10 protein-coding genes and 1 pseudogene are annotated in these 15942 nt (G+C 70.1%); 4 read left to right on the top strand and 7 right to left on the bottom strand.

What is annotated here, in order from left to right; genetic code table 11:
* Window positions 1-218 precede the first annotated feature (218 nt).
* A complete protein-coding gene (locus SKC42_RS24400) occupies window positions 219-4409 on the top strand; it encodes an alpha-(1->3)-arabinofuranosyltransferase (RefSeq protein WP_330966813.1) in 4191 nt (1396 codons plus the stop codon).
* A 70-nt stretch (window positions 4410-4479) separates the two neighbouring features.
* Entirely contained in the window at window positions 4480-5940 is a 1461-nt protein-coding gene (locus SKC42_RS24395) for a lipase maturation factor family protein (protein WP_330966808.1), read from the top strand.
* On the opposite strand, the gene SKC42_RS24390 is transcribed toward SKC42_RS24395, so the two are convergent.
* The 3 genes and pseudogenes from SKC42_RS24390 to SKC42_RS24380 form a co-directional block, all read right to left on the bottom strand.
* Window positions 5937-6491, bottom strand: coding sequence for a hypothetical protein (locus SKC42_RS24390; protein WP_330966807.1), 555 nt, complete (start codon window positions 6489-6491; stop codon window positions 5937-5939). The genes SKC42_RS24395 and SKC42_RS24390 overlap by 4 nt on opposite strands.
* A 56-nt stretch (window positions 6492-6547) precedes the next feature.
* A pseudogene (locus tag SKC42_RS24385) lies at window positions 6548-7756 on the bottom strand (HNH endonuclease signature motif containing protein).
* Window positions 7687-9333: an acetolactate synthase large subunit gene (locus tag SKC42_RS24380; protein ID WP_330966806.1), complete on the bottom strand. Its 1647-nt coding sequence runs from the start codon at window positions 9331-9333 to the stop codon at window positions 7687-7689. Before SKC42_RS24380 ends, SKC42_RS24385 begins: the two are co-directional and overlap by 70 nt.
* 158 nt (window positions 9334-9491) lie before the next feature.
* Here SKC42_RS24380 and SKC42_RS24375 point away from each other — a divergent pair, with 158 nt between their 5' ends.
* A complete protein-coding gene (locus tag SKC42_RS24375) occupies window positions 9492-10910 on the top strand; it encodes an NADP-dependent succinic semialdehyde dehydrogenase (protein ID WP_330966805.1) in 1419 nt (472 codons plus the stop codon).
* Window positions 10911-10919: 9 nt separating this feature from the next.
* On the opposite strand, the gene SKC42_RS24370 is transcribed toward SKC42_RS24375, so the two are convergent.
* The 4 genes from SKC42_RS24370 to SKC42_RS24355 form a co-directional block, all read right to left on the bottom strand.
* Complete coding sequence (locus SKC42_RS24370; RefSeq protein WP_330966812.1) at window positions 10920-11114, bottom strand: TetR-like C-terminal domain-containing protein; 195 nt, start codon at window positions 11112-11114, stop codon at window positions 10920-10922.
* A gap of 77 nt (window positions 11115-11191) precedes the next feature.
* Complete coding sequence (locus SKC42_RS24365) at window positions 11192-12133, bottom strand: R2-like ligand-binding oxidase (RefSeq protein WP_330966804.1); 942 nt, start codon at window positions 12131-12133, stop codon at window positions 11192-11194.
* Window positions 12130-12813, bottom strand: coding sequence for a TetR/AcrR family transcriptional regulator (locus SKC42_RS24360; RefSeq protein WP_330966803.1), 684 nt, complete (start codon window positions 12811-12813; stop codon window positions 12130-12132). The genes SKC42_RS24365 and SKC42_RS24360 overlap by 4 nt, the downstream gene beginning before the upstream one ends.
* Window positions 12814-12970: 157 nt before the next feature.
* A complete protein-coding gene (locus SKC42_RS24355) occupies window positions 12971-14689 on the bottom strand; it encodes an acyl-CoA dehydrogenase family protein (protein ID WP_330966802.1) in 1719 nt (572 codons plus the stop codon).
* 117 nt (window positions 14690-14806) lie between these two features.
* On the opposite strand from SKC42_RS24355, the gene SKC42_RS24350 reads away from it, so the two are divergent.
* Window positions 14807-15784, top strand: a complete 978-nt coding sequence (locus SKC42_RS24350; protein ID WP_330966801.1) for a phosphotriesterase-related protein — start codon at window positions 14807-14809, stop codon at window positions 15782-15784.
* Window positions 15785-15942: the final 158 nt, after the last annotated feature.

Genomic DNA, 15942 nt, shown 5'->3' with positions numbered 1-15942 from the left:
GCGGCGATCGCAAGCGCGGCGAAGCCGGGCGCAGCGGGTCACCGCCATCGGACAGCGGCGATCGCAAGCGCGGCGAAGCCGGGCGCAGCGGGTCACCGCCATCGGACAGCGGCGATCGCAAGCGCGGCGAAGCCGGGCGCAGCGGGTCACCGCCGACGAGGCCGCGGGCCGGTACGCCGCCCCCGCGCCCGTCGGTCGCGCCGCTATCACGTCGGTGGCTGTGGGTGGTCGGCGCGATCGCGCTGGCGTGCACATTCGCCCAGTCGCCGGGGCAGATCTCGCCGGACACCAAGCTCGACCTCACCACGAACCCGTTGCGATTCCTGGCGCGCGCCACCAACCTGTGGAATAGCGAGCTGCCCTTCGGCCAGGCCCAGAACCAGGCCTACGGCTACCTGTTCCCGCACGGCACCTTCTTCCTCGCCGGCCACGCGCTGGGCTTGCCCGGTTGGGTGACGCAGCGGCTGTGGTGGGCGCTGCTGCTGACCGTCGGCTTCTGGGGGTTGCTGCGGGTCGCCGAGGCGTTGGGCATCGGCAGCCCGCCATCCCGCGTGGTCGGGGCCGTCGCGTTCGCGCTATCGCCGCGGGTGCTGACCACTCTGGGGTCGATCTCGTCGGAAACCCTGCCGATGATGCTGGCGCCCTGGGTATTGCTGCCGACGATCCTGGCGTTGCGCGGCGCGGGTCCGGGTTCGGACCGCTCGGTGCGGGCGCTGGCCGGGCGGGCCGGGGTGGCCGTCGCGCTGATGGGCGCGGTCAACGCCATCGCCACCCTGGCCGGGTGCCTGCCGGCGGTGATCTGGTGGGCATGCCACCGGCCGAACCGGCGGTGGTGGCGCTACACCGGGTGGTGGCTCGTCGCCCTGTGCCTGGCGACGCTCTGGTGGGTGGTGGCGCTCGCGCTGCTGCGGACCGTCAGCCCACCCTTCCTCGACTTCATCGAGTCGTCCGGCGTGACGACGCAATGGTCGTCGCTCACCGAGATCCTGCGCGGCACCGACAGCTGGACCCCGTTCGTGGCGCCGACGGCGACCGCGGGAGCGCCCCTGGTGACCGGGTCGGCGGCCGTCGTCGCCACGTGCCTGGTGGCGGCCGCCGGACTCGCGGGCCTGGCGGCACCGGGGATGCCCGCCCGGGGCCGGTTGGTGGCAATGCTGCTGGTCGGGGTGGCGCTGATGGCGGCCGGCTACAGCGGGGGCCTGGGTTCGCCCCTGGCCCATCAGGTCCAGGCGTTCCTGGACGCGGCCGGGGCGCCGCTGCGCAACGTGCACAAGCTGGGATCCGTCATCCGGATCCCGGTGGCGCTGGGCATCGCCCAGCTGCTCGGCCGCGTGCCCCTTCCCGGCTGGGCGCCGCGCTCGGAGTGGCTGCGCGCGTTCGCCCACCCGGAACGCGACAAGCGCGTGGCGGTGACGGTGGTGGTGCTGACCGCGCTCGCGGTGGGCACCTCGCTGGCGTGGACGGGCCGGCTCGCCCCGCCCGGGACGTTCAGTGCGATACCTCGCTACTGGCACGACGCCGCCGACTGGCTCAGCGCCCACAACGCCGGGGCCCCGGCCCCGGGCCGGGTGCTGGTGGTCCCCGGGGCGCCGTTCGCCACCCAGGTGTGGGGCACCAGCCACGACGAACCCCTGCAGGTGCTGGGCAGCAGTCCCTGGGGAGTGCGCGACTCGATCCCGCTGACCCCGCCGCAGACCATCCGCGCGCTCGACTCCGTGCAACGCCTGTTCGCCGCCGGGCGCGCGTCGGCGGGCCTCGCCGATACCCTCGCCCGGCAGGGCATTTCGTATGTGGTGGTGCGCAACGACCTGGACCCGGAGACGTCGCGTTCGGCGCGCCCGATCCTGGTGCATCGCGCCATCGAGGGGTCGCCGGGGTTGGCGAAGGTGGCCCAATTCGGGGCGCCGGTGGGGCCCGGCACGCTGGCGGGCTTCGTCGCCGACAGCGGACTGCGGCCACGTTACCCGGCGGTGGAAATCTACCGGGTCGCCTCCCGAACCGACCCCGGCGCACCGTATTTCGCCGACACGGACCGGCTGCCCCGGATCGACGGCGGCCCCGAGGTGCTGCTGCGCCTGGACGAGCGCCGGCGCCAACTGGGTCTGCCGGCACTGGGCCCCGTCCTCATGACCACCGACGCCCGGGCCGCGGGTCTGCCGGCCCCCGCCGTGACCGTGACAGACACCCCGCTGGCCCGTGAGACCGACTACGGCCGCGTCGACCAGCATTCCTCGGCGATTCGGGCGCCCGGCGACGCGCGGCACACCTACAACCGCGTCCCCGACTACCCGGTCCCCGGCACCGACCCCGTGTTCGGCGCGTGGTCAGGTGGCCGGATCACGGTGTCGAGCTCCTCGGCTGACTCCACCGCGATGCCGGACGTCGCGCCGGCGAACTCGGCCGCCGCCGCGATCGACGGGGACCCGGCCACCGCGTGGGTCTCCAACTCGCTGCAGTCCGCCGTCGGGCAGTGGCTGCAGGTCGATTTCGACCACCCGCTGACCAACGCCGCCATCGCGCTGACCCCGAGCGCCACCGCCGTCGGCGCCCAGGTCCGCCGCATCCTGATCGAGACCGCCAACGGCAGTACCACGCTGCGGTTCGACGAGCCCGGCAAGCCGCTCGCCGCCGCATTGCCCTACGGCGAGACGCCGTGGGTGCGGATCACGGCCGCCGGCACCGACGACGGCTCACCCGGGGTGCAGTTCGGCATCACCGACCTGTCCGTCACCCAGTACGACGCGTCCGGCTTCGCCCATCAGGTGGACCTGCGCCACACCGTGCGGGTACCCGGGCCGCCGTCGGGTTCCGCGATCGCCGGCTGGGATCTGGGATCGGACCTGCTCGGCCGGCCCGGCTGCGCCCAGGGGCCCGAGAGCGTGCGCTGCGCGTCGTCGATGGCCCTGGCGCCGGAAGAGCCGGTCAACTTCAGCCGGACGCTGACCGTTCCCGCGCCGGTCTCCGTGACCCCCACCGTCTGGGTGCGGCCCCGGCAGGGGCCCAAGTTGGCCGACCTGATCGCCGAGCCGAACACCACCCGCGCCGGCGGGGAATCCGATCTGGTGGACGTCCTGGGCTCCGCCTATGCGGCCACCGACGGCGACCCGGCCACGGCGTGGACGGCCCCGCAGCGGGTCGTGCAGCACAAGACACCACCGACGCTGACCCTGACGCTGCCCCGGCCGACCGAGGTCACCGGCCTGCGCCTGGTCCCCAGCCGGTCGACATTGCCGGCCCACCCGACCACCGTCGCCGTCAACCTCGGCGACGGCCCCCAGGTGCGACAGCTCGAACCCGACCGGCCGCAGACGCTCACGCTGCGCCCCCGCGTCACCGACACGGTCAGCGTCAGCCTGCTGGACTGGGAAGACATCATCGACCGCAACGCGCTGGGCTTCGATCAACTCAAGCCGCCGGGGCTGGCCGAGGTCGCGGCGCTCGGAGTCGACGGCAACCCCATCGCGCCCGCCGACGCCGGTCGCAACCGCGGCCGGGCGGTCACCGTCGACTGTGACCAGGGGCCGGTCATCGCGGTGGCGGGCCGGTTCGTGCACACCGCGATCCACACCACGGTGGGCGCGCTGCTCGACGGCGCCCCGGTCGCGGCCCAGCCATGCCAGCCCGACCCGATCGCGCTCCCGGCCGGCGCGCAGGAGCTGCTCATCAGCCCCGGGGCCGCGTTCGTCGTCGACGGCGCCGAGTTGTCGACCGCGGACGGGCAGCCGCCCACGGCCGCAACCACTTCCGCTCCGATCGGGTCGTGGGGCGAAACCCGGCGCGAGGTGCGGGCCCCCGCCTCGGACAGGTCCCGCGTGCTGGTCATTCCCGAGAGCCTCAACCCCGGTTGGATCGCGCGCACTCAGACCGGGGCACGGTTGACTCCCGTCGCCGTGAACGGCTGGCAGCAGGGCTGGGTGGTGCCCGCCGGGGACCCCGGCACCATCACGCTGACGTTCGCGTCCAACACGCTCTACCGCGCCGGCCTGGCGGTCGGGCTGGCGCTGCTGCCGCTGCTCGCCGTGCTGGCGTTCTGGCGCACCCGGCGTCGACCCGACGACGACGATCCCCCCGCCGAACCCTGGGCGACGGGGGGCTGGGCGGCGGTCGCGGTGCTCGCGGCCGGTGCCGTCATCGCCGGCGTCGCCGGCGTGGCGGCGGTCGGGGCGGCGTTGGGTGTGTCCTATGCGCTGCGCGGCAGCGCACGGTGGCTATCCCGCGCGACCGTCGCGTTGAGCGCGGGCGGGCTGATCCTGGCCGGGGCGGCGCTGTCCCGCCACCCCTGGCGATCGGTCGACGGTTATGCCGGGCATTCGGCGAATGTGCAACTGCTGGCTCTGGTTTCGCTCGCGGCGCTCGCCGCTTCGGTGGTCGCCCTGCCGGGGCGCGAGCGCCCGGCCGCCGAGCAATAGCTTGGCCCGGGGTTTATCGCCTGCTTGACTGGGCATGCGGGTTGGGCAACCGGTCCAAGGAGTTACGGCCATGGGATGGCTTTCGGCGCCCGGGTACTGGCTGGGCAGGCTGGTTCTCGAGCGCGGCGTCGCGGCGATCTACCTGATCGCGTTCGTCGGCGCCGCCGCCCAGTTCCGGGCGCTCATCGGCGAGCGGGGCATGCTGCCGGTGCCGCGCTTCGTGGCGGCGCAGTCGTTCTGGCGCTCGCCGAGCATCTTTCACCTGCGGTACTCCGACCGGCTGTTCGCGGGCGTCTCGTGGTTCGGCGCGGCGCTGGCGGCGGCCGTCGTCGCCGGGGCGGCCGATCTGGTCCCGCTGTGGGCGGCCATGGTGGTGTGGCTGACGCTCTGGGTCCTGTACCTGTCGATCGTCAACGTGGGACAGGCGTGGTACTCCTTCGGTTGGGAGTCGTTGCTGCTGGAGGCCGGCTTCCTGATGATCTTCCTGGGCAACGACCGGGTGGCGCCGCCGGTGCTGACACTGTGGATGGCGCGGCTGCTGCTGTTCCGGGTCGAGTTCGGCGCGGGCCTGATCAAGATGCGCGGTGACGCGTGCTGGCGCGACTTGACCTGCCTGTACTACCACCACGAGACGCAGCCGATGCCGGGGCCGCTGAGCTGGTTCTTCCATCACCTGCCCAAGCCATTGCACCGAATCGAGGTGGCGGGCAACCACTTTTCGCAGCTGATCGTGCCGTTCGGGCTGTTCGCGCCGCAGCCGGTGGCGAGCGTGGCCGCGGCGATCGTCGTGGTCACGCAGCTGTGGCTGGTGGCGTCGGGCAACTTCGCCTGGCTCAACTGGGTGACGATCCTGCTGGCCTGCAGCGCCATCGACGACGCGTCGGTGCGGGCGGTCCTCCCGGTGCCCGCACACAATTGGCCGGCGCACAATTGGCCCGCGCCGCCGCCGTGGTTCGCCGGATTGGTCGTCGCAGTCGCCGCTGCGGTGCTGTTCATGAGCTACTGGCCGGTGCGCAATATGCTGTCGACCCAGCAGCGAATGAACATGTCCTTCAATCCGTTTCACCTGGTGAACACGTACGGGGCGTTCGGCAGCATCGGCCGCGTCCGCCGCGAGGTGGTGATCGAGGGCACCGCCGAGCCGGTGCTCACCGGCCAGGCCGCCTGGGCGGAATACGAATTCAAGGGCAAGCCGGGCGGCGTGCACCGACTCCCGCGCCAATGGGCGCCCTACCATCTGCGCCTCGACTGGCTGATGTGGTTCGCCGCCATCTCGCCCGGCTACGCGGCGCCGTGGCTGCGGCCGTTCCTGCAGCGGCTACTGCGCAACGATCCAGCCACGCTCCGTTTGTTGCGGCACAACCCGTTTCCCGGGTCTCCACCGCGGCACGTGCGCGCCCAACTCTACGAGTACCGGTTCACCACCTGGCGCGAATTGCGCGAGGAGCGGGCCTGGTGGCATCGCACGCTGATCGGCCCGTATGTCGCGCCCATGACGCTCCCGGCGGATTCCGGAAAGGGACGGGTTTAACCGGGCGTGGCCCGGTCGAGCAATCCCAGACGCGCGTCGAGCAGTCGCGGGTAGTACCAGTAGTAGCCGGCGAGATAGCCGAAGGCCACCGCCAACACCAGGCTCCGCAGCGCGAAATGCCGTGGTTCACTGACGAAGCCGGCAACCTGTACCGCCACGAGGATCCAACAAACGACGATCATCAATTTGGCGGAACCCGCCATGGAGTCGCGCACGCGCCCGATCAGCTGCCGCGTTGCCTGACGCCGCGCCGGATCCTCGGGAAGTGGGCCGGAACGCATCGCCTTGACCACGTGACGACAGTCGGCGAGTGACAGCGATTCGAGCGAAGGGCGCAGCCCGGCCATGCGGCGCGCCGAGCCGAGCGCCGTGGCCAGGCCCATCACCACTGCGACGGCTGCGACGGTGATCCACCACGGTGCGCTGGTCCAGTGCGACGGCCCGTTGGGGTAGTCGCCGATCATCACCAGCGGTGTCAGGCCCGCCATGAGCACCAGCGCGTACAGCGGCCATTGCAGCCACCACGGTCTCAACGACAGCCACAGCGACACAGGGGAAACCTTATCGAAGGGGCGGCTCACCGGTTTTCGATTTGCCCGCCTGCGGGCTATGGCGCGCCGCCGTCGTCGTCGTCACCGTCGCCGTCTTCGCTCCGGTTGTGGAGGAGTTTTTCGGGGTGCCAGTAGGGGTTGGTGCGGGGTTGGCCGCGGTCGTGCTGGGGTGGGGGGATCCATTGGGTGTCGCCGTTGGCGTTCTTGCGGGTGCTCCAGCCGTCGGGTTGGAGCAGGCGGTGATGGGGGCCGCAGGCGAAGGTCAGGTCGTTGACGTCGGTGTGGCGGCATTTTGCGTAGTCGGTGACGTGGTGCACTTCGGAGTAGAAGCCGGGCACCGTGCACCCCGGCGCCGAGCACCCACGGTCCTTGGCGTACAACACGATTCGCTGCCCCGGCGAGGCCAGCCGTTTGGTGTGGTAGAGCGCCAGGGCTTTGCCCTTGTCGAAGATCGCCAAGTAATGATGGGCGTGGCGGGCCAGGCGGATCACGTCGCTCATCGGCACGATGCTGCCCCCACCGGTCAGGCCGCGGCCGGCCGCGGCCTGGAGTTCGGCCAGCGTGGTGGTCACGACGATCGAGGCCGGCAACCCGTTGTGTTGGCCCAGCTTTCCCGAGGCCAGCAACGCGCGCAGCCCGGCCAGCAGTCCGTCGTGCTGGCGTTGGGCCGCGCCGCGGGCGTCCGCATCGATCGCCTCCTGCGACGGGGTGCCGTCCACGCACGGGCGCTCATCGAGGGGATTGCACATGCCCGGCGCGGCCAGCTTGGCCAGCACCGCCTCCAGCGTCGCTCGAGCCTCCGGGGTCAGCCGCCCCCGCTACTCCGACATCCCGTCGACGCCCTGCGGCCCCAACGTCAGCCCACGCCGCCGCGCGCGGTCGGCGTCGGTGAAGTTGCCGTCGGGGTTGAGGCAATCGGCCACCGCGGCCAACTCGGCCAGTTGTTCGGGGCGGTAGCGGGCGCCCTCGGCGGCCAGCCGGGCCTCGACCTGCTCGCGGGTCTGCTGATCGATGCAGCCCGGCAGGTGGCCGAAGAACTTCCGAATCACGCTCACTTGCCCGGGCCCGAGCGCGCCGTCACGCTGCGCGACGGCGGTCGCCGACAACACCGGCGCGATCGGCTCCCCGGTCAAACCGGCCAAGATGCACACTCGACAAGGAAGTTCGAGCGAAAGCGAAGTTCGGCGCCGAGCACCTACAGCGTCTCGTCCAACTCGCCGAGCCGGTCGGTCAGCCGCAGATTGTCGGAATAATCGACCGGGCAGCAGATCAACGACACCCCGTCGTCGTCGAGCGCGGCCCGCAGCGTCGGCAACAGCTCGTCGGCATGAGAGATCCGATACCCCTTGGCGCCGAAGCTTTCCGCGTACTTCACCACGTCGGGGTTGCCGAACTTCACGTAGTAGTGCTCGCCGAGCTCCAGGTCCATCTTCCATTCGATGAGGCCGTATGCGCCGTCCTCCCAGATCAACACGACCAGCGGGATCTTCTCGCGGACGGCGGTCTCGATCTCCTGCGAGTTCATCAGGAACGCACCGTCACCGACGACCGCCAACACCTTCGAGTCCGGGCGCGCCAGCTTGACGCCGAGCGCGCCGGGCAGCGCAAAACCCATCGTGGACAGACCATTTGACACCAGGCAGGTGTTGCATTCGTAGGTCGGGTAGAGCCGCGCCATCCACATCTTGGTGGCGCCGGTGTCGACCAGGACGACGTCGCTGCGGCCCAGCGCGGCCCGAGTGTCGGCGACCACCCGCGCGGGCGCCAGCGGGTAACGCGAATCCTCTTGCGCCTGAGCGAATTCCTCGGCGAGCAACCCGGCGCCGGGCACCTCGGGATCGGCCGCGTAGGCGTGGCCGGCGAGCCCGTCGGCCAGCGCGTCGAGCGACGAGCTGATGTCGCCGATGATCCCGACGTCCACCGAGTAATGCGCGTCGACCTCGGCCGGGAACCGGTGGATGTGGATGATCTTCTTGTCGGCCTGCGGGTTGATCCGGACGGGATCGAACTCCTGCAGCTCGTAGCCGACCGCGATCACCACGTCGGCGTTGTCGAACCCGAAGTTGACGTAGTCATGCCGCATGAACCCGAGCGTCCCGATGCTGTTGGGATGGTCGTCGGGCATCACACCCTTGCCGTGGAACGTGTTGGCGACCGGGATGCCGAGTTGCTCGGAGAACCGCACCAGCGCCGCGGTCGCGTTGCCGCGCGCCGCCCCATGCCCGGCCAGCACGACCGGCCGCTTGGCCTGGCGCAGGATGTCCACCGCGCGCGCGACCTGGCCGGGCGCCGGGGCGTCGGCGCGAACCACGTTGCGCGGCAACGGCACCAGGTCGTAGTCGGCCTCGTCGGCGTCGATGTGCTCGGGCACCGCCAGGTACACCGCGGCGGGCCGCTCCGTCTCGGCGACCTTGAACGCCTTGCGGAACATCTCCGGTATGGCGCGGGCGGTCGGCACGCCGGCGGACCACCGGGTGATGGGGGCGAACATCCGCACCAGGTCGACGTACTGGTGCGACTCCTTGAACTCCCGGTCCTGGCCGACCTGCGCGGAGATCGCGACCAGCGGGGTGCTGTTGGTGGTGGCGTCGGCGACGCCGAGTTGCATGTTGATCGCGCCCGGGCCCAGGGTCGACGACACCACCGCCGCCCGCCCGGTGACGCGGCCGTACATCTCGGCCATGAACGCCGCGCCCTGCTCGTGCCGCGTCAGCACGTAGCGAATGCTCGAGGACGCCAGCGCCTGCACGAAGCGGATGTTCTCCTCCCCCGGCAACCCGAAGACGACGGACACCCCCTCGTTCTCCAGGCACTTGACCATCAGCTCGGCGGCTTTGCTCATCCCGGCACCTCCCGTCGCGACGATAGTCCTGCAGGGAGCGCGGCAGTCCGGCGGCGTGGGGAATCTCTCCGGCCCCGGTTCCCGCCGGGGTTGGGAAATGGCAGGCTGGGTACGGACGTTTATATACGCAGCTACCCAACCCAGCGAAGGATGTCAGCGTGCCTATAGCCACGATCAACCCGGCCACCGGCGAGACAGTCAAGACCTTCACCCCGGCGACCGACGCCGAAGTCGACGCAGCGATCGAACGGGCCTACGAGCGATTCCTCGACTACCGCCACAACACCACCTTCGCCCAGCGCGCGCAGTGGGCCAACGCCACCGCCGAGCTGCTGGAAGCCGAGGCCGACGAGGTCGGCGCGATGATGACCCTGGAAATGGGTAAGACGCTGGCCTCAGCCAAGGCCGAGGTGATCAAGTGCGCCAAGGGATTTCGCTACTACGCGGAAAATGCCGAGAAGCTGCTGGCCGACGAGCCCGCCGACGCCGCGGCGGTCGGCGCGAAGCAGGCCTACACCCGCTACCAACCGCTCGGCGTGATCCTGGCCGTGATGCCCTGGAACTTCCCGCTGTGGCAGGCCGTCCGGTTCATCGCCCCGGCGCTGATGGCCGGCAACGTCGGCCTGCTCAAGCACGCCTCCAACGTTCCGCAGTCCGCGCTGTATCTCGCCGACGTCATCACCCGCGGCGGCTTCCCGGATAGCTGCTTCCAGACGCTGCTGGTCTCCTCCAGCGCCGTCGAGCGCATCCTGCGCGACCCGCGCGTCGCGGCCGCCACCCTCACCGGCAGCGAGCCGGCCGGGCAGTCGGTGGCCGCCATCGCCGGCGACGAGATCAAGCCCACCGTGCTCGAGCTCGGCGGCAGCGACCCGTTCATCGTGATGCCGTCCGCCGACCTCGACGAGGCCGCCAAGACCGCCGTCACCGCCCGCACCCAGAACAACGGCCAGTCGTGCATCGCCGCCAAGCGGTTCATCATCCACACCGACATCTACGACGCATTCGTCGACAAGTTCACCGACCGGATGGCCGCGCTCAAGGTCGGCGACCCGACCGACCCGGACACCGACGTGGGCCCGCTGGCCACCGAGTCCGGTCGCGACGAGATCGCCAAGCAGGTCGACGACGCCGCCGCGGCGGGCGCCACCATCCGGCTCGGCGGCAAGCCCATCGAGGGGGCGGGGTGGTACTACCCGCCGACGGTGGTCACCGACATCACCAAGGAAATGGCGCTCTACACCGAAGAGGTGTTCGGCCCGGTCGCGTCGATGTACCGGGCGGAGAGCATCGACGAGGCCATCGAGATCGCCAACGCGACCACCTTTGGGCTGGGTTCCAACGCGTGGACCAACGACGAGGCTGAGCAGCAGCGGTTCATCGACGACATCGAGGCCGGTCAGGTCTTCATCAACGGAATGACCGTGTCCTACCCCGAATTGGGCTTCGGTGGCGTCAAACGATCCGGCTACGGACGCGAACTCGCGGGCCTGGGCATCAGGGCGTTCGTCAACGCCAAGACCGTGTGGGTCGGCGGGTCGGAGAGCGGCTCGGCGGCGGGTGGCAGCACGGTCGAATGAGCCTCGCCGTCAACGAGGTTGGCGGCGAGGTTGGCGGCGGCACAGCCCGGCCCTGACCGCGGCCAGCGCGGTGGCGACCGCACGGTCGAGCGGTTCCCCGGTGACCAACTTCCGGTAATAGATCGGCGCGGCCACCAAGCCCACGAACTCTCGGACGTCGACGTCGGCGGGTAGCTCGCCCCGGGCGAGGGCGCCGAAGAGCATTGCCGCGAGGGCGCCCTGACGCTGTTTCACCAGCGCATGTTCGACTGGCTCGACGAAACCCTCGATCAGGCCCTCGATCAGGCCGATGCGCTCGCCAGCACCTTCTCGTCCTCGTCGGCGAACGTGTCCTCAAGCTGCACCGGCGAATAGTCGAGGTCGATCTCGGCGACCGGGCGCCCGCGGGCGCTGCTGATCGTGCCGAACCGGCGCATGCCCTTGTCGGCGGCGTACTGCATGAACTCGTCCACCGAAAGACCGAAGGGCATCGGGTCGTAAAGCGCGAAGCCCTCTTCGATGAGGCGCAGGCCGAGCGGCATGAGCTCGTTCATGCGCGACTCGAAGACGTCCCAGTTGCGGTCGTCGGCAGCGACGTGGCGCCGGCAGGTGAACGTGCCCCACGCCATGTGCCGCCGCTCGTCGTCACCGATGCGCCGCACCAGCTCCTGCATACCCGGCAGGATGCCGCGCTCCACGCAGATCTTGTGCCAGCCGAAGTAACCGGTGAGCGCCAGCATGCCCTCGACCATGTGGTTGTAGGTGACCGACGCCCGCACCTGAGCCGCCGGCGACGGGTCGGTCGACAAGGCGTTGAGGCAGTCCGGCAGCTCCTCGTAGAAGATCGTCCGGTAGGTGGGGATGTCGTCGAGGTAGCGGTGCAGGTCCTCGGTGACGCCCACGGCGTCGAGCCACATGCGGAACACCTGGACGTGCTTGGCTTCCTCGAACGCGAACTGGGTCAGGTACATCTCGTCGCCGAGGCGCCCCTCGGCGCGCATCGCGGACATGAACGGCTGGATGTCCTCGGTCACCGCTTCCTCGCCGGCAATGAACTCGGCACACAGCCGGATGGCGTAGTCGCGTTCGTCGCCGGAGAGCAGTTCCCAGTCGGCGCGGTCGCGCGAGAAGTCGATGTCGGCCGGATTCCAAAACTTCGCGTTGCCGCCGGCAAACAGCTTGAGCGGCAAGCTGTCCCAGTTCAGACCGCCCTGGACCATGGAACCCGTGCTGCTGCGTGTCATGAGACCTCCTCAGATCGTTTGACGGCTGGCAAGACTGGCCGGCCGGAGAACGCAGCGGCCAGGACGGCGACGAGCCTGCGCACGGCGAGCGCGGGCTGCTCCGGGCTGGGCTCGTCGAGCCCGAGGATGGGATCCAACCCACGCATGTACGGGGCCAGCGCCAGGTGCGGAAAGATCAGCAGCAGCAGCGACAACATCGCGTCGGTGTCGGCGTCCGCGCGCAGGTCGCCGCGCGCCCGCGCGTCGACGACCAGGGGCCGCAACACCTCCAGGTAGTGGCGGTGGATGACGCTGCGCACGCTGACGCGGGCTTCGGTGTCGACCTCGAGCGTCGCCGCGGCGTGCAGGGCGCGTTCGTGCGGATGCTCGGCGAAGTAGGCCACCCACGCGTCGAGCAGGTCGGTGAGGAACTCGAAGAACGGCCGGCTCGGGTCGAGCCGGCGGATCAGGTCCTCCATGTAGGAGCGCACCCGCTGGCTGCCGATGTCGGCGATGAACGCGTAGAGGTCCCGCTTGTCGGCGAAGTACTGGAACAGGCTGCCCTTGGCGACCCCGGCCCGCCGCGCGATGACGTTGAGGCTGCCGCCGGAGAATCCGTGGGCCCCGAATTCCGACTCGGCGGCTGCTATGACCGCCTCGCGCCGCGCGGGGTCCACCCGCGCCCAGGTGACCGTCGGCAACGCTGCCTCCTAGCCTTGATGACCACTGGTCATCTTACTGTGAGGCACCTCACAGTCAAGAGTCTGTCGGGCGGGCGCCCCGAGCGCCCTGCTGGGCGGGCCCTCGCGCCCCAACGCCCGGCTGGCCGGGCAGCCGACAAGCGACGGAGCAAACCCGCTAGGGCCGCATCTGATACGCGCCGTTGAGCGGCTGGACGTGTTCCTTCCACACCTGGTCGTAGCGCGCCGAGTCGTGCACCGGGCGCCGGATCATCCGCATCGCGAACCGGGCCTGTTCCGGCGTGGTGGCCGGCTTGTCGCCCAATTCGACGGCGTAGCCGTTGAAGTCGCGAACCAGCACGGCGAAGATCTCGTCGACGAGCGCCGCGTCGACGCCGCTCGGACCGGCCAGCGCAGCCTCCTCCAGGATCAGCTGGGCATACGGCACCGTCGCGAACAGCTGCCCCACGGCGAACGCGAAGTCGATGTCCTTCTGCTGCGCGGCGTCCGGGGTGGCGCTCGCCAGCATCTCGGCGAGTACGTCGATCTGCTGGCGCAGCAGCGCGACGTTCGGCAGGTGCCCGAAGCTCTCGAAGGCCGCCCGCCAATCGTGGAAGCGCACCTTGCCCAGCCCCCCGGTCGGCCCCTGCGCGAACAGGAAGGCGTCGTCGGTGGCCTCGTCGCGGCGGCCGATCGTGGGCAGCGCGGAGTCGGGGGCGAACAGGAAGTTGGGCATGAACTTGGCGAGCAGCCCGATGTTGATGTGGACGGTGCCTTCCAGCCTCGGCAGCAGCCCGATCTCTCGGGCGACGGCCTCGAAGAAGGTGTCCTTCTCCACGCCCTTGGCGGCGATCACGTCCCACAGCGCGATGATCACGCGCTCCCCTTCGCTGGTGATCTTGGCCTTGGTCAGCGGGCTGTACAGCAGATAGCGGCGGTCCTGCGCGGACGCGCTGCGCATGTAGTCGCAGGCCCGGGTCGCGACGAGCCGCATCGCGCACAGCCGGACGTAGGCGTCGGTGAGCAGCCGCCGGACGTGGCTGAAGTCGGTGACGACGGTGCCGTAGAGGATGCGGTTGGAAGCGTGGGTGACCGCCTCGTACATGGCGTGGGTGCACATGCCGACCGCCCCCCAGCCCAGGTTGTACTTGCAGACGTTGACCGTGTTGAGCGCGGCGTGGAAGGCCCCGGGGCCGCGGTGCAAGATGTCGGACTCGGCGACCGGGTAGTCCCGCAGCGCGTAGTTGGCCACGAAGTTCTGCGAGTTCACCACGTTCTTGATGAGCTCGTAGCGGTCGTGCTGCGAGTCGGCGACGAAGAAGACGTACTCGTCGTCTTTTTGTGGGGATCCGGCGATCTTGCCGAACGTGGAGACCATCCGGGCCACGTTGGCGTTGCCGATGTAGTACTTCTCGCCGTTCGCGGTCCAGCCGCTTTCGGACGGTGTCAGGATCATGTCGGTCTGGTAGACGTCCGCGCCGTGCGTCTGCTCGGACAGGCCGAAGCCGAACACCTCCCCGGCCTCGAGCTGCGCGGCCGCCTTGCGCTTGGCGTCGGTGTTGTCGCTCATCCAGATCGGGCCCAGGCCCAGCGCGGTGACCTGGAACGGGTACCAGTAGCTCAGCCCGTAGAACCCGACGATCTCGGCGAACTCGCTGATCCGGTAGGTGTCCCAGCGGGTGTCGCCGGACCCGTACTCCGAGGGGGTGAGCAGCGACGCGAAGATGCGCTCGCGGCCGATGTGGTCGAGGAAGTCGGAGTACCACACCCGGTTGTGGTCGTCCGACTTCAGCCGCGCCTTGCCCCGGGACTCGAAGAAGTCCACCGTCGCGGCCATGATCTCCCCCGAGCGACGGTCGGGATGCTTGCGCTGGAGGTGGTTCGGATCGAGCAACATGACGCGCCTCCCGGTGGCCGGAACAAAGACGAGGGTGACGGTACTGCCCGCACCGGGCCGACCGCCACTGTCGTGTGGCCCTGTCGGCCCGGCGCCGACGGACCTAGCATCAGACGGGTGTCAGAACTCCATACCGCCCGCGGCCCCATCGACACCGCCGATCTGGGCGTGACCCTCATGCACGAGCACGTGTTCATCATGACCACCGAGATCGCCCAGAATTACCCCGACGCCTGGGGCGACGAGGAGCATCGGGTGGCCGACGCCGTCACCCGGCTGAACGAGCTCAAGGCCCGCGGGGTGGACACCATCGTCGACCTGACCGTGATCGGGCTGGGCCGCTACATCCCGCGCATCGCCCGCGTGGCGGCGGCCACCGACCTCAATATCGTTGTGGCGACCGGCCTTTACACCTACAACGATGTGCCGTTCCGATTCCACTACGAAGGCCCCGGCGGCCCGCTCGGCGGCCCGGAGATCATGACCGAGATGTTCGTCCGAGACATCGAGCAGGGCATCGCCGACACCGGCGTGAAGGCCGGGATCCTCAAATGCGCCACCGACGAGCCCGGCCTCACGCCGGGGGTCGAGCGGGTGCTGCGCGCGGTGGCCCAGGCACACAAGCGCACCGGCGTGCCGATCTCCACGCATACCCACGCCGGGCTCCGCCGCGGCCTCGAACAACAGCGCATCTTCGAAGAGGAGGGCGTGGACCTGACCCGCGTGGTCATCGGCCACTCCGGCGACAGCACCGACGTCGGCTACCTCGAGGAACTGATCGCCGCGGGGTCCTATCTCGGCATGGACCGGTTCGGCCTCGACCAGATCTCGCCGTTCGAGGAGCGGGTCAGGATCGTGGCGGAGATGTGCGAGCGTGGGCACGCCGACAAGATGGTGCTCTCCCACGACGCCAACTGCTACATCGACGCGCTCCCCGAGGCGCTGGTGCCACAGATGGCGCCGAACTGGCACTACCTGCACATTCACAATGACGTGATCCCCGCGCTCAAGCAGCGCGGTGTCACCGACGAGCAGCTGCACACCATGCTGGTCGACAACCCGCGCCGCATCTTCGAACGCCGCGGGGCCTACTAAACCCGGCTCCGCGCGCCCCCGGGCCGATAGAGTTGTTTCCAGCGGCCCCGCGCCGATCGGTGCTGGCCGATCCGGGGTGACTGGCGAAATCTGCGCCGTGCGCAATACTGCCGGGGGGTGGGGATTCCCGGGGCGGGGAACGGACTTGGGGAGGTTGT

The organism is Mycobacterium sp. 050134 (genome assembly GCF_036409085.1).
Classification (GTDB): Bacteria; Actinomycetota; Actinomycetes; order Mycobacteriales; family Mycobacteriaceae; genus Mycobacterium.
The sequence above is the reverse complement of the archived record's forward strand: the minus strand, read 5'-3'. Positions and strand labels throughout refer to the sequence as shown.